Raw genomic sequence first — 15850 nt, 5'->3', positions numbered from 1 at the left:
GCAAGAATACCAGCAACACCCAACGAACGTCACGGCAACACATCGTGAGCCCGACTCAACAATCATCCAGTAACTGAAATACAGTACTCCCGGCGCCGCGGCGCCGCGGCGCCGCGACAAAGCTCAATCCATCAAGTACATCTGATGTAATGGAAGCTCTAGCGTGGTAGCCCGCCAGGCCGATGACGCTGGCAAGCCGCTCAGGCATACTGAGCGCGCATTTCGCCACGGTGGCGCTAACCAATATCAGGAGTCACGCCGTTGAGAACGTTAGTGGTCGTTCGCTCACTCAAGATGGGAGGCATGGAGCGAGTTGCGGTGAACCTCGCCGATGCCTTCGCCGAGGCGGGCTGCGAAAGCCACTTGCTGACCCTGCGCCACCACCCTGTGCCGTTGGTGCCCGAAAACGCCGCGGTACACGTTCATCACCTGCCCATCGTGTGCTGGAACCGAGCGACGGTGGTTGGCCTGCTCATCGAATGGGTATCACGGCTCCTTCTCAACCCGCTCCTGCACCGTTCCCACTTCGTCTGGACCGGCTGGCTCGGGGGCCCCTTGTTTCGACTCTGGCTCAAGCGCTTCGAGAAGCGTCATGGCCATGTCGACCGCCTGATCTTTCGAGGTAGGGGCTCCTTCGAGATGGTGTGGAACTTTCGCGATGACCGTCTGCGCTTCGTGCTCGAGAACATCGTGCGGCCCAAACCTGGCAGCTGGAAATCGCGCCTGTTCGCACGCTGCCTTTACCAGGACAACCATCTGGTCGCCGTCTCCGACGGAGTACGCGAGACACTGGAAGCCGGCGAGAGAATCTGGAACGTTTCACCGCGCTCGCTGCAGACGATCGTCAATCCGTGCCCCACCGTCAGCATTCAGCGCCTGATGAACGAACCCGACAATGACATACCCGATAGTCCCTACATCATCAACGTCGCCCGGCTGACCAAGGCCAAGGACCACTCGCTGCTGATCCGGGCCTATGCCCGGGCAGGCATCGACGAAAAGCTGGTCATCATCGGAGAAGGCCCCGAACGCCCGGCTATCGAGAAGCTGATCGCCGAGCTTGACCTCGAAGGTCGAGTCATTCTCGCCGGTCATCGACTGAACCCCTATCCCTGGCTGAAGCGCGCCCGATTGTTCGTGCTGAGTTCGCGCTTCGAGGGGATGGGCATCGTGCTGTTCGAAGCATTGGCCTGCGGTACGCCGGTGTTGTCCGTCGACTGCAAGGGTGGCGTCCGCCAGATTCTCAAGGGCCCTCTCGAGTCATCGCTGGTGCCACGGGAAGAACAAGCGCTGGCCACGCGCATCGGGGAAATGGTCAGGGGGGGGAAAACCACTCCCGACCTGACATGCCTCGGGGAGTTCGAGCCGCAACAGGTAGCACGGCGTTTCCTCGACGCGCCCTGACGTCAGCCGAAGCGGGGCCGGTCCGAGTATGAGCCTGCTCCTCACCGCATCACGCCCGTGGTGACGACGAGGCACACAGCCAGCACCACCGCCAATAGTGCGTCACCAGCCCACCGACGATCAGGTTGTGAACCGTCACCCCTGTACTGAAGGACAGGTAGGACTCGAACTGATTGACGACGACCCAGTAGACGAAGAAGCCGCAGGCGAACAGCGCCATATCGCCGGGCATCGCCCCGCCCCTCCAGGCCAACCAGGTGGCCCGACCAATCCAGATCACCAAGGCACCCATCAGCGCCAGGCCAAGCAGCCCGTAAGCAACCCAGGTCTCGATGAAGAAGTTGTGCAGGTGACCGAAGTTCTGTTTGACGAACTCCGGCAGCCAGGGCGTTTCGTCGATGACCAGGCTCCGGCCCTGACCGCCCCAGCCGACCAGTGGCCGGTCGCCGATCCACTGCGCGGCGGCCACCCAGGTATGAATGCGTATGCCGACGCTGCTGTAGGGCACGTTATCCAGGTTGCCTTCCAGCACCTCGGCAATCACCTGGTTTTCCGTCGTCAGCCGCTCGCCCAGGGTATCGTGGAATGCCGCCAACAGGGCCGTCAACGTGATCAGCACGACCCCCGCAGCGAACAACAGCCTGCGACGCAAGCGAGCAAGCCCGACGTGGCGCGCCTGCCAGACGAGCCAGATCAACCCCAGCGAGGGTAAAGCCAACGCCAGGGCAAGCCACACGGCCCGCGTCTGGCCGATGACGATGCCGACGGCGCACAATAACAGCACCCCCAGCCAACTTGCCAAGCGCCATGCGGCAACACGTGGCCATCCGATCCAGCGGGGACCGAACACGACCACGCCCAGCAGTGAAACCCCGAACAGCATCGAGCCGTGCTGCAGGTTGCGAATCCCGAAACCCACGCGCTCGCCTTGAAGCCCCCGCCACCACTCCTGCCAACCGTCACCATGGGTAAACGTGGCGACCAGGTAGCCCACCAGAGCCAACCCCCACACAAGCAGCGTGTTGCGCGTGCTCCCGCCCAGCCACCAGGCAATGGCGATGAAGATGAACAGCTTGGCCAGCCGATCGACTTCCGGGGTGTCCGAGACCCACTGCGGATGATGCATATAACCCAGCCCCCAGGAGAGCACCTGCACGGCAAGGGCCGCCAGCAACAGCCAGAGCGCGGCACTGTTGCGCAACCCGCGCCCATACGTCAGTACCGTCGCAAGGCCGAGAAAGGCCGCTAGCGATTCAGCGGGGCTGCCTACCGGTGGCCAGAGAATATTGAAGAACGCCATCAGGCACAGTGCCAGGCCGCCGGCCATGAACAGCCAGCGTGGACAAGGCCAGAGTCGAGGACGCCAGAAGTCGGAAAGGTTGGTAATCATGTGGCCCAGCACCTCTAATAAAGAGCGATCTGACGAATTAAGCTTGAATCAAGCAAAAGCCCACAAACGAGCAGCCAAAAACATGACCAAAGGCACAAGCAAGGTAGAAATCGCCACGGCGGACAAGCCCGAAATGGAAGTTGTGGCTAAAAGACTAGCAAGTATCCCATTATTGGCAGCGAAGCCTGCTACGGCGACGAGAAAAAAACGTCCCGAATGCCCTCTTCGTCGAAAGGTAAAGCGTCGATGCCCCCATAGCGACACCTGAAAGGCGACCAGAAAGGCTAGAACATTAGCCAGAAAAGGAGAGATCGAAGCCCAGAACCAAAAGACAGCGGCGGCAACAGCAAGGTGTACCAACGTTGCGAATACCCCGACACCGCCAAAACGAACCAGCGTAGTCAGTTCTTCGGTCAGACGCCTCATTGTTCGCTCTCACTATCACCAAGACTACCTACCCCCTTGATTCTTTTGCCTTCCTCTTCAAAGCCATCATGGCTTTGTACCGGCAAAACTCTGCTATCGAGGCTGTCTACTTCCACTAGGTATAGCGGACGTTGCTTGACTTCTACGAACAGCCGCGCCACATACTCTCCCAGCACACCGATAGAAAGCAGTTGCATACCTCCAAAAAACAAGACAGCCGACATTACCGATGCATAGCCAGGAGTATCGCGTCCAAACACCAATGCCTTGAAAACTATTACCAATATGTAGAGGAAAGATAATAACGCGATGCCACCACCGATATAACTCCAGACTCGCAAGGGGAGCGTCGAGAACCCCACTACGCCATCGAGTGCAAAATTCCACAGCTTCCAAAGATTGAACTTGGATTCACCGACCTGCCGAGCAGGACGCTCGTAAGGGACGCCCACTGAACTATAGCCAGACCAAGCAAATAACCCCTTCATGAAACGATTCCGCTCGGGCAAACGCTTTAGCGCCTCGACGACTTTCCGATCCAGTAAGCGAAAATCGCCAGCGTTATCGGGAATAGGGGTCGGAGATATACGATTGAAAAGGCGATAGAAAAGATTCGCCGAGGTGCGTTTGCGACGCGTATCTTCGTGACGGGATACCCGAACACCATAAACCATAGCGTAGCCTTCATCGAGCCACAAGCGTATGAAGTCGTTGATCAGCGCTGGTGGATCCTGCAGATCTACATCCATAGGTACTACACCATCGCCACGCGCATGATCGAGGCCCGCCGTCATTGCCGCTTCCTTGCCGAAGTTCCGAGACAATTTAAGCCACCTCACCCGGCTATCTTGTTCTGCAGCCAAATGCAGTTCCTGTAGGGTAGCGTCTGTGGAACCATCATCGACAAAAAGAATTTCAAGATCGACACCTGGATAACTCACCTCTCGCTCGACAGCTTCGAGAAACGGCCCGATCGCTTCGCATTCGTTCTTTACGGCCACAACCAATGTGATTAATTTATTCATAATCCCTTGACTCAAAGACACCATTTAGCGCTTCAAAGCACGAATGCACTGGACGAAACATTAGCAATACCTAGCATAAAGGTATCAACATAACACAACAACTTACTTGACTAAACAAAGTACAAATGCCTTGATGATTACCTGACGACTACACTCAGGGGTTGACGCGCCCTGATTCAACAACACGACATCATCAGCTTTTGCATCTCGATAGCCTGAACGGCGCTCAACATCGTGCGGTGCCAAACGCGCACCATGGACGACCTCAAAATGACGTGCGCCGAAGTCCACCAGCAGGCTATCGATCAGCCGCTGTTGTTCTAGCTCGAAGTATCCGACATCCTTGTAAACCTTGCCCGACCAAATCCGCCCCTCCAGCACACTGGCAACGGCATCACGCTGTTTCTCGGCATCAGCGAGCCAGTCACCGGGCGGGCTCTTTGTACCAGCATGCTGAGCGTCAAGAAACTGCATGACTATAGCTAAACAAGCCACGCCCGCCCAACCCCATTTAGGCACCTTGGTACGCCAGGCAGACCAGGCCATGCAGGCCAGCACGATCAGCAGGAAAGCCATCGGCGCGGCGAAGCGGCCGGTAACCCGAAACCGATCGTAGAGCGGAAGCGTCAGCGATGGTATATCCAGCGAAAGCAATCGCTGCCCCGCAATGCGAAGATCGAAGGCCATCGCATAGATCACCAATAGTAGCGCCGCGATCAATAAAAAGACCAATCGCCGCTTCCTGATATCATGGCCCTTGATAGAAGCGTTGAGCCAGCCACTCAAATAGCGGTTAGGCCATGCCGGCTTTCTTGCGAACATCCCTGCGCTCACGACAGCGCTTGCCAACAGCAACAGCCACGTCCCGGTGCCCAAATAGAGAATGGCGTCGCTTTGCGGCGGCTCATCAATGGCATAAAGATTAGGCACGATGGCCCAGCCAAGGGATTCCGCAAATGCAAGTAGATCCAGAGAGTAAGCTTTCGCTCCCTCGGTCGTTGCGTGCTCACCATGGAACACACCAACGACATACAGCAATGCCAATGGCCAGAGGACGGCCAAAGGCGCTGCTAGCCAACGACGTTCGGAAAGCAATACGACACCGACGATAGCAATCGACATGGCCCCCAGGTAAGCATGACTGAGAATGGCCAGGCCAGTGGCAGCGATGAACTCCCAGCGCCACCAAGATGATCGGTTTTCAGTGCCGACGGGTACGCTACACATTGCCCAGAGCACGACCCAATAACTGCTCAGAGCAATATGCTGCGCACCGATCATGCGGACAGGCATGATCAAGCTGAAGACCAGCAATGCGCAAATCAACCAGCGAGTTACCTCTTCATCGACAAGCAGCCTTGCCAAGCGATAGGCCATGAGGGCAAACAGTACGCTGTTGATAATCGTCAAGACATGAAAAGGAATATAGAACCCCGTTAGATCGTTAACGACCTTGGCCAACAAGGCAAGCCACGGCGCCCCGTCGCTGAAGAAAATATTGACGCCGCCGAAATTGGGGTTTTCTCCCAGTGGCCAGTGCCATTGGCCACGCACGAAGATTTCGAAAGCCGCCGCCGCATTTGGATAGTCAGTATCGATCATCAAACCACCCGCCAGGACATTAGCCGGCGAGCCACACACGATCCAGAAGCAAGCCATGCCCAGCAAGGCGGCGACAAGATAGCCCAGCCAGACGTTAAAAGGTGTTTTTGAATGCTGCTCAGCCATCAGGGTTCCATTGCCTGTCGAGTTCATTTAATACCGAATTCCGGTCGTCGAAGCCATGCAATGCACTAGCACCGCTCAGCGCGCACGTACCGCAATCGTCACCTGGTCGATCACAAAGCACTCCACTTCCCCGGCACCACATGCGGCGTCTGCCAGCTGGCCATCGGTAATCGCGTAGACACGATTCGCATCCAGCTCACCGCGAGCCACTCTCTTCACTTCAGGGGCGGTCGCGTCGCTCAAGACTTGTGCGTCGACACGAGCAAAGTAGGCCACATTCAAAGTCAAGTCATGTCGAACAGCCAGCCAAGTATAAGGTTTTAACGTGCCCAGATCGTCCCCCGGCAGGTAGCTAAGCGAATCATGCGACTCCAGCAGGGCATCCAGCCGGTCATCTTCCAATGCCGGGTAGGGAGACCCATTCGCCACTGAGGCCACACGACCGGCCAGCCCTGAGTGGATGAAATGATGAAAAGGCTTCAGATCGGCCCACTGCGCCAGCCATGCGATAGCCAACAGCGCGATCAGATTTCTATAACGAATCGCCTTGGAGAGATAAACCACGCAGAGAAGCAGGAGCCCATACAACAGTGGCCATGCCATGCGGCCACTGGAGCGGATGTATTCGGTCAATGGGGCCAAGAGCGCGGGATAATCGACCGACCATACCAGCTTGCCGATCACCCACCGATCGCCAAGCGCGAACACGAAAAGTCCCAGCAGCGCCACAGCTAGCAACCGCGCTTCTCCGCTTAGCTTACGCAGTTGCATCCAATGAAGTCGGCGTACCGCGACTAGAAATCCCGCCAAGAGGAAAAGTAAGGCTCCGATACCAGCATAGGCCTGGCCTTCGTATTGCCCGGCAATCGGTGTCAGCCAGCCGGGCAGCACATGCGACGCCCCGCTCATCTCCGTACCCTTGAAGAACCAGGCCTCGGATAGCGGGTTAATGTAAGTCATCGCCTCAGCAGAAAAATACCCAAAACCCGAACCCGGGCCGACATCCAAACCATATTGGAAATAACCCGCCAGCCACATTGTCGCCAGCACACTGGCAACACTAATAATTGCACCCACCCCCAAGCTCAAACTGGCTTTGTGCCGTCGGCTTGTCATAGACCGGATTAGCTGGCAAAGCCACCAGGCGGTCCATAGCGTCCCGACCATGAAGAAAAGGTAAAAATGCACCAGAACGGCGACTAGCAACAAGCACAGCCAGTTCGCCATGGTGCTTATGTCGTCACCAATCCGACCTCCACCGCGCAGCGCCAATCCCAAGCCCCACAAGATTAGCCAGTGAGCCGTTAGCGCCTCATGCCCATGAGCGCCCAACCCCCGCATCGTGACAATGGGCAGCAAGATCAATAACGCAGCAAAGAGCACTGACCCAACCGGGCGACACCCTAGGCGCAACGCCAACCCACAGGCGAATGCCGCATTCAGGACATGATTCGACAGCATCACCAGACCCTGATATTGGAACGGATCAGGTAGAGCGTCGTGAAACAGCTTGAGCGGAAGTGCAAGAAGCGGTATCGAATCGGTAAAGACGATACTCGAATCGATGAGCGTGCCTAACTGCGGAATAGCGCCCAATGGCCAGCGCCACTCGTCGCGGCGGAACGCATCCCAGCCAATGAAATGCTGAAACGGGTCGCCCTCGGTGAGCAACCACCGCACCTGAGTCGGATCGATAGTCGACCAACCATATAAATAGAGTGCCAGCCAGGCTCCCAACAGAGCGGAAACTGCAACTGCCAACGCCTGTTGATGACCTTTCAGAGCCGAGCCGAATTGCGCCATGCCACTACTGTTCGCTGTCATTGTCTACCCGCTCCCACCCAGCAAAAATCATATTATCCACGGCAATGCAGCGCATTTCCGGCAACTGGCATACAGGCCCCGCCAATGTCGTATCGGTCAAGGCATACAACGTGTCGCGGCTCAGCCCCTGACTCGCGTACGCCTCACGCGCCGGCTCGGCTGCCTGATAAAGAACCCCCTGGTTGACGCGGGCGAAATAAGCAACGTTGATCGACAGATCATTGCGAGCCGCCAGCCACGTCGCCGCCTTGAGATGGTACATGTCATCACCGGGCAAGTAACTCAGCCGGTGCCGGCCCTCGGCAAGCTCGTGCAAGTCCTCGCGAGCCAGCCAGGGAAACGGTTCGTAGGAGTGGCTGGCGAAGGTCAGAGTCTGCATATTGCCACGCACATAGACGTGCCAAGGCGCCAGATCCCACCACTGCAGCGCTACGCAGAGAGCCAGTACTGCAGCCAATGCTCGCGCTGGCATTCGCTGCACCAATGCCAGCAGCGACAGGAACACGGCGACATAAAGCAACGGCCAAGCCATACGACCGCTGGAGCGCAGATATTGCGTTATCGGCTCAAGGAATTCCGGATATCGCCATTCGTATAGCCAGGGTCCGAGAACCCAGCGATTACCCAGCGCAAAAAAGAACAGAGCTAGCGGGGCCAGCACCCAAACCGTGCGACTTGGCCAACTACGAGTCGTGGCCGTCACCGAACCTCTACGCAGCAGAGCACAGCCTAACGCAACGCCCAATAGCGTCAGCACCCCCAGGCCGGCGTAGGCGAAGCCCTCGTACTGTCCCTGGAGCGGCGATAGCCAACCCGGCACCACACGGGAGACACCATGAAAATCCGTTCCCCCGAAGAACAAGCCAGCCGACCCGGGGTTGAAGAAAGTAAGCAGCCCGGCACTATACAGGCCAAAGCCGGTATCACCTTCGATCTTCACACCGAATTGAAAATAACCTGTCGCCAGCATGACGCCGACGGTAACCAGCACCGTAGCCAGCATCCATCCGCCATGCCTGACGAGTGCCCGGCCCCGTAGCTGCCATCCCGAGCGTATACACCAGGCGGCCCAGAGCACGCCGACCATGAAGAACAGGTAAAAGTGGATCAGCACCGCCAGATTAAGCAGCAACATCCAGCGCCACAGACCCTGGCGCGTAGCCGAGCATTCCAGCCCCAGCCATAGACCAAGCATTATCAGCCAGTGGGCAGAGAGTGCCTCATGCCCCAGCGCGCCGGGGCCGCGCATCGTCACCGCTGGCAATGCCAGCACCAGCAGGCCAACCAGTAATGCCCCGGGACGCGTAGCCTGCAACCGCAATGCCAGGCCAGCCGCCACGGCAGCGTTCAAGGCCAGATTGACCGCCATCACCATTCCGACGTACTGGAAGGGATCGGGCAAGACCTCATGCAGCAGCTTGAGAGGCAAGGCGATCAGTGGAATGGAATCGCTGAATACCACGCTCGAGTCGATGGCACTGCCCAGCGTCGGCACCGCTCCCAGCGGCCAGCGCCACACATCGCGTCGAAACATATCCCAGCCACTGAAATGCTGAAAGCTGTCCCCTTCCGCCAGCAGCCATGTCACGTTGAGCGGATTCAGAGCAGGGCCATAAAGCCAGACGGCCATCATCAGGCCAGCCACCGCCGCCAATAGCCCTGTGGCGACATTCAGCCACCGGGCCCTGCCGAAAGAATCATTCGGCCACGGTACTGCAAACATCGCGTATTTCAGATCGCACCTTCCAGAGCGTTACAGCCCAACAGATTATTTGAAGCACAGCCGAGCCGCTGAGCGAGCGGGCATTATAGCCAGCCGCGGGTAGAAGAAAAATGTCGCCACCTGGAGACTCCGCGCCACATACCATGGGCCGCTCGCGACCGAGCCTGAACCATGAAAATCAGGCCTGGACTGAAAATCCACAAACGGGCTGCATAAAAAACCGCCCCTCGGCCGAGGGGCGGTTTCCGCAAGCAAAGTGATGGGGCGTTCAGCCCATCAAGGCTGCTCAATACACATCGAAGTTTTCAATCGACAGGTTATTGCTGTTCACGCCATTCAGTATGGCGATTTGCTCGCGCCCGGCGCTGTCGGACCAGTCCTGGTCATAATAGATCTCGGCATTGCCCGAGTCCGAATTATTGGCGACCAGGTAGAACTCGGCCGCCGCGCCCGTACCCATCATCAACTGGTCGGCGTCAGCCGCCTCGTCAAGCAACACGACCTTCTGATCGTCTCCCGAAGTCGTATTGGCCAGCGACGTGCGTATCTGAAAATCGCCGGCAGCCAAGTCGCTATCGCCACGTACGGCGTCGGTGGTCGAGTTGGCGAACTGGATCGCGCCCTCGTCGGTATCGAGGAAGGAAATCACGTCGTCGTTGTTATCGAAATCGGTGATAGTGTCCGTTCCGACCCCGGCATCGAAATGAAACTCGTCGTTGCCGAAGCCACCGGTCAAGATATCGTCGCCGGCTAGCCCACCGAAGATATCGTCACCGTCGCCACCGTTCAGCGTGTCGTCACCCTGCCCCCCGACCAGCAGATCTTCGCCCGCCTGGCCATTGAGAGTGTCCTCACCTCGACCACCACGCAGCGTATCGTTGCCATCGCCGGCATTGACGGTCGCCCCTGCGCTGGCAACATCGTCGCTGTCGGCAATGGTCAGGCTATCGTCGCCACTCCCCAGATCAGCGGAGGTCAAAGCCGCACCGGCCGTCAAGATTATGTTGCCCCCGGCATCACCGGCATTGACCATCTCCAGCGCCTCGAAAGCGCCAGGATTGAACTCCGTCTGCAGGTTGAGCCCATCCACCGGATTGACCGAGGTCGCACCGTCGACATCGCCCGCGACCAACGTGACGTTGCCCTCGCCCATTACGTTCAGGGTCGTCGTATTGCCGGTCCCGGTGACACCCAGGGTATTGTTGCCCGTTGCCTCGACAGTCAGCGTTTCAAGCGTACTGTTGTCGGCAACCTGATTGCCCTGCTCGTCGCGAACGATATTGGCAAGCCCGAGCGCCGCCGTGGAATTGGTCGCCTCGACCTTAATATCGGTGGTTTCGATATCATCGAAATCGGCCACGGCCAGATCGCCATCGGCCTGTGCCGCCACGTTGGACAAGGCCAGCGTAAACGAGGGCGCGGTGACGCTAGAGAACCCCACCGTGGTGCTCTGATTGGCCACCTTGAACGTCGATACCTCGCCCAGGTCGGTCACGAACCCCGGCGAACTACTTCCCGTCACGCCAACGGACGCCACACCCTCTGTATTGCTCAAGTCGAGCGTGGCACCCGGTTCTCCAGCAAACCCGACCTGCACGTTCTCGATACCATTCAAATCCGGTGCCGCCGTAACCGGCCCACTCAGCGTCGCCCTGAGCGTATCGTCGCCACCCAGACCATTGAGTGTGTCCTCGCTGGTCAGCGTGTTACCGCCATTGTCAGCCAATGGCGCCATGAACAAATCACGGTTGGCCGTGCCCCCCAAGGTATCCGCCCCGGCGTTAAGCGAGGCCAGTTTGCCATCCACCGGGTCGAGCGCAGCAACCGTAGACTCGGGATCAGCGGCGGCCGCCGATGCCGGATCCGTTACCGGATCCAGGTAATCGCGCCCCACCATCAACGCATCGGACCCTTGATAAGCCGCCATCTCGGCCTGCGTATCCAGGGCCTCGGTAAAGGCACCCGCGGCCGTCACCTTGGCGTCCCGCGCGACCATGTCGTCACCCTGCGCGCCCTCGGCGATCGCTACCGAAATATCGGCCAGCGAGCGTTGCCCGGACTGAAACTGATCGACCCAGTACTGCAGGCCAGTCGACTCGGCATCGCGGCCGAACAGCTGTTGATAGAGATTGTCGACCATATCCTCGGGCGACAGCGACCCAAAGCGCGTCGTGAACTCCATCGAACTGCCGAATGCGTCAACGATACTTGCGTTGCCTTCCTCGTCGACCCTGTCCGCCCAGTAGGCGAGACCGTCGGAGTCCGCCGGGCGGCCGTAGTAGGCGACATACATGGTTTGAACGAAGTTCTCAGCAGCTTGTGTAGCCATGGTTGTACCTCACTTGCTGTCCTTGAGCATTTCAGCACCGGTAGGCAGCGGCGGCCCATCGCCAGTACTGGATCGGGCTGATTGCGGCCTGCCCGCGGGGCGGGCGAGACGCCTGGTTTCATCGAGCCTCAAGGCAGTTACGCAGGAAGGGCAGGATTGGTTTCAGCGATCGGAAATTTTTTTATGGGCCAAGTTTAACGAGCCAAGACAGCAAGGCCCTTTCGTCGACGCACTAGCACCGAAGCCCCGGGCCGAGTCAGCGGCAGGCCAGCAGGAGCGCTCGGCCTCGAGAACGTGATGCCCAGGCGGCAAGACCTGCTGGCTCGGCGAACTGGATGGCTACGAGACCCCGGGGAGGGTCTGCCGGTTTTTCCAACCCCGACGCACCGCGTCAGCGCCAGTGGTTGGCTGGAGGTTGCAGGTTGAACATCACCAGGATTGGTGGATTGTTTAGCCCGCCTTTTGCAGTCGATATAAAAAAGCCCGAGACCAATGGCCCCGGGCTTCTTACATCACTTAATCTAACGATTGATCAGGCTACCGCGTCAGTTGTCGTGGAGTCCTGAACGCCCAACTGCAGCGCGAAGTCCTCACCTGTCGCGCCTTCCGTGCCATCGTTATCCGAGTAGACATAGGTAGCGCCGTCCAACTCGAAGGATACGTAGCCGTTATCGGCAGCAGTATTTCCACCGGCAACGTCGAATGCCGCATCGATGTCGGCGGTACTATCAATGTCGCTCGTGATGTCTACAGGAGCAACCGTATTACCATCGAGATCGACCAGTGTATCCCCATTACTGGAGTCGAAGCCAGTGACTACATCTCTGGCATCGTACTTGGAGGTGAGGAACGTTTCGCCAGTACGGACGCCATTACTGTCAGTCTCATAAGACGAAACGGCCAATTCCGTATTTCCGCTACCCAGCTCGATATTTTCCTGTGCATAAGCGGCGCCAGTATACACCAAGTCGCCGTTCAGTTCAGAAGCATCGAAGCTATCGAATTGACGGCCGGCTTCCTCGTACCGGACGTCGGCATCGCCGGATAGATTCATCGTGCCGCCGGTAAACTCATTGTCCGTTTTCAGCACCTTAAGGTCGAGCGTAGTTTCCGCCCCTTCGGCATTGACCGCTTCGACATTGACCGAATCACCGGCATCACGCAGGATCATGGGGGAACCGTCGGGCTCGTCAGTCAGGCCCGCAGCAGTGGCAATCACCGTTTGACCGGAAGCCAAGTGATTGATGTCGCCACCGGATTGGAAGTTGAAGGTCTCAGCGCCATCCAGCTGACTTGCGTCAACCTTGGAATAGCTTTCGAACGTGAGGGATTCGAAGCCGCTGACATTGCTGTCGATGTAACCCTCAGGCGACATGCTGCCCGTCACCGTCAGCGAATCGTTACCATCGCCGCCGTCGATAGCCGGCGCGGCCGTACCACCGCTGATATCGTCGACCGTCAGTACATCATCACCGCTACCGGTCGTTACGCGAGTGGCATTAGCGAGCACGTCTTCACCGATGGTGACGTTGCCAGCATAGCCTGACGCATCGATCTCGGCGCCTTGTTCAGCAGTGCCGACGACGGCACCGAGCAGCTCGAAATTACCACTGTCACCGGTAATTTCCAGATTCTGCAGTGGACCTGCAATGGACTCGTTCAGGTTCAGGGACGAATCACCCGTCGCAGCAACGCTCAGCGCAGTTAACGTGTCGGTATCAAGGCCAGACACCGTCACCGTAGAATTCTGGATATCGAACTGGCCTGAAGCCGCCGAGCCGGTATCCAGATTGAGGATGATATTGGCACTATTCTCAACCATCACGGCTTTATCGGCGTTCAAACCATTGACGTTGATGGTTTCAGCACTCTCGACGTTCGTGAAACGGATCGCCTCATTTTCGCCGAGTGAGAAACTCTTGTTGTCGGCAGACACTTCGTCCCCATTGACAACCAAGACCTGCTCATCAGTCGGCGGAGCCTCGCCATTATCATCGCCGCCATCGGTCGGGGGCGTCTGTTCATCACCGGTCGAAGCGTCGATCTCGGCTTTAGCCGAAGCGATTTCCTGTCCGCTGGAATTGCCATCGACTTCTGTAACGACGCTTTGAGCGACCTCCATGTCGTATTCGGCGTCCGTCACATTCTCAGTGTAGTAATCGGCAACTTCTGTCTTGGCCTCAATCGACTCGGCATCGGAGCCCTGGGCCGCATTCATGATGGTGACGGCGATTTCGGAAAGCGACTTGTCGCCGTTGGTAAGCACATCGGCGTAATAGCTCTGGCCTTCGGGCTCAGCATCCCGGTTGAATAGTTGCTGATACAGTGAATTAACGAGCTGGTCGTTATTGAGATCGCCGTATTCCTGGGTGAATTCTTCCGACGTGCCGAAGGCATCGAGAATCGCGCCCTGGCCCTCTGCTTCGGCGCGCTCAGCCCAATAGACCTGGCCCTCGGTGTCAGCCGGGCGACCATAGTAAGCGACATAAAGACTTTGGACGAAATCGAGGGAAGCTTGTGTTGCCATGCGGTTGATCTCCATATCGGGGCGCATGAATGCAGCTTGCCGTGCGCTCGAAGCGAGCGACTCCGGGGAGTTAGCGTACTGCTAACCCTATTAGGCTCATCCATGTGCCTTAAGTAACTACAGAGTTACACCATGTAACCTGCTTGCCAGTATAGTTAGTAAAACAGCGTTTGCAATGCCATTTCCATTCGAATTGGTGATGGATAGCCAGACGCACAGGCCAATTCCTTATATGCCCCACCTTTCAATTGGGTCCGTCATGTCCGTTGAGCGAGGCCAATAGCGGTTTATAACCGCCTGTCCCCCAGGCTCCAGCCAGCCGTGTGCGGCGCCAATAAAGGCCTATAGTTCAACCTTCCATAAATAGAGTTAATTTTCACTTAACAAACGAAAGTCACTAATATAGCTATACCTGATTAAATGATCGCTCAATCGCCAAAATCGAACATCAATTCGTCATCATCGCCATCGAGAAGCCGGTCATAACTTTCGGTAGCCGAACCCGGCTGCTGTCGCTCATGAAACTTGTCGCGTTCGGTCAGCTTGTCGACTTGTGCCGTCGAAAAAAGCTGGCCATAAGCCAAGACCAGAGCGCCCTGCTTGCGCAAGGCGGCAAAGTCATCGGCCGGTAGTGCGTTCAAGGCTTTTTCATCAATATAATGAAGGCCTTCAACCTTATATGGAGGCAGACCCTCGCCCCGGTCGACTTGCAAAGCCCACGGTTTGATCAATCCAGCTTCCTGCAACAGTCGAGTTGCCTGCTGGGTGGCCCGATATTGTGTCCTGCGCTGCTGCAGAAAGCTCATGGTCTGTCGCACACGGCTTGCCAGTTCACCGTCTTCATCGAACAAGGGCTCACCCCGGCCCTCGTCGGTCAGGCTATCCCTCTCGAGGCACAGCACCTGTCGTTCACCTTCGCCCTGGCCGATCGTGACCAGATCGAACGGATAGCCACGCAGCGATGCCGGCACGTAGTCCGCTAGCCAGCGTCCGTCGGAGTGAAGATAGAGGTTCTGCTCGGCGTTCAAACCGAGTAACGCCACAGCCTCGAAACCATCGCTCTGCTCAATGAACCCCAGCAAATAGTAGGGCAAGAGGCGGCTTATTTCGGCGGTCAGAATCGACGTCACTGGCTGCCCGGCCGTAAATGCATAACGCTCTCTGGGTAGCCAGCCATGATCGGCATGTTGCTTGCGAGACAGGGGAATAAAGTCGTTCATCGGCACTCCACAACAGAAATGGCAGTCGTCGCGCTCTACGCTTACGCAAGCTTATCCAACCCTGGGCAGGTCAGTCTACTTGCGCTCTTAGGCCGTTGCCGAGCTTGGAAACGAAACTCGGCGATGTCTAGATACCATCTCTCCTAACCGGTCACAAACGTCTCATTAAGCGGCTTGTGGCCGGTATTCGGTTTGCGTCTTGAGGACTCCGTAGGCGATGTGGATCAGCTTGCGCATCGCCGCCCCCAAGGCCG

10 protein-coding genes are annotated in these 15850 nt (G+C 57.6%); 1 reads left to right on the top strand and 9 read right to left on the bottom strand.

Translation table 11 applies throughout. The features are described 5' to 3' along the window. The first annotated feature begins 303 nt into the window (after positions 1 to 303). Positions 304 to 1404, top strand: a complete 1101-nt coding sequence (locus HR9077_RS13290) for a glycosyltransferase (RefSeq protein ID WP_244613220.1) — start codon at positions 304 to 306, stop codon at positions 1402 to 1404. Between the two features lie 49 nt (positions 1405 to 1453). Here the strand turns inward: HR9077_RS13290 and HR9077_RS13285 are convergent, their stop codons facing one another. The 9 genes from HR9077_RS13285 to HR9077_RS13245 all read right to left on the bottom strand — a co-directional run bounded on the left by HR9077_RS13285 (position 1454) and on the right by HR9077_RS13245 (position 15596). Next, positions 1454 to 2794, bottom strand: a complete 1341-nt coding sequence (locus HR9077_RS13285) for an O-antigen ligase family protein (RefSeq protein WP_244613218.1) — start codon at positions 2792 to 2794, stop codon at positions 1454 to 1456. A gap of 48 nt (positions 2795 to 2842) precedes the next feature. After that, positions 2843 to 3220 carry a GtrA family protein gene (locus HR9077_RS13280; protein WP_136067486.1) on the bottom strand — a complete coding sequence of 126 codons (378 nt, stop codon included), beginning with the start codon at positions 3218 to 3220 and terminating at the stop codon, positions 2843 to 2845. Next, positions 3217 to 4245 carry a glycosyltransferase family 2 protein gene (locus HR9077_RS13275; RefSeq protein ID WP_136067485.1) on the bottom strand — a complete coding sequence of 343 codons (1029 nt, stop codon included), beginning with the start codon at positions 4243 to 4245 and terminating at the stop codon, positions 3217 to 3219. Before HR9077_RS13275 ends, HR9077_RS13280 begins: the two co-directional genes overlap by 4 nt. A 102-nt stretch (positions 4246 to 4347) precedes the next feature. Beyond that, entirely contained in the window at positions 4348 to 5973 is a 1626-nt protein-coding gene (locus HR9077_RS13270) for a glycosyltransferase family 39 protein (RefSeq protein ID WP_136067484.1), read from the bottom strand. A 75-nt stretch (positions 5974 to 6048) separates the two neighbouring features. Then, positions 6049 to 7797 (bottom strand): DUF6311 domain-containing protein, encoded by a 1749-nt coding sequence (locus HR9077_RS13265; RefSeq protein ID WP_136067483.1) that lies wholly within the window; start codon positions 7795 to 7797, stop codon positions 6049 to 6051. Then, a complete protein-coding gene (locus HR9077_RS13260) occupies positions 7781 to 9520 on the bottom strand; it encodes a DUF6311 domain-containing protein (protein WP_136067482.1) in 1740 nt (579 codons plus the stop codon). The genes HR9077_RS13265 and HR9077_RS13260 overlap by 17 nt, the downstream gene beginning before the upstream one ends. A 286-nt stretch (positions 9521 to 9806) precedes the next feature. After that, the gene (locus tag HR9077_RS13255) at positions 9807 to 11849 is read right to left on the bottom strand and encodes a DUF4214 domain-containing protein (protein WP_136067481.1); all 2043 of its coding nucleotides are present in this window, start codon (positions 11847 to 11849) and stop codon (positions 9807 to 9809) included. A gap of 532 nt (positions 11850 to 12381) precedes the next feature. Continuing rightward, on the bottom strand, positions 12382 to 14376 hold the full coding sequence (locus HR9077_RS13250; protein ID WP_168380953.1) for a DUF4214 domain-containing protein: 1995 nt from the start codon (positions 14374 to 14376) through the stop codon (positions 12382 to 12384). A gap of 428 nt (positions 14377 to 14804) precedes the next feature. Beyond that, positions 14805 to 15596, bottom strand: coding sequence for a SapC family protein (locus tag HR9077_RS13245; protein ID WP_136067479.1), 792 nt, complete (start codon positions 15594 to 15596; stop codon positions 14805 to 14807). Positions 15597 to 15850 lie beyond the last annotated feature (254 nt).

This window comes from Modicisalibacter radicis (assembly GCF_900961225.1).
Classification (GTDB): domain Bacteria; phylum Pseudomonadota; class Gammaproteobacteria; order Pseudomonadales; family Halomonadaceae; genus Modicisalibacter.
This window is presented reverse-complemented; position numbering and strand designations above follow the sequence as displayed.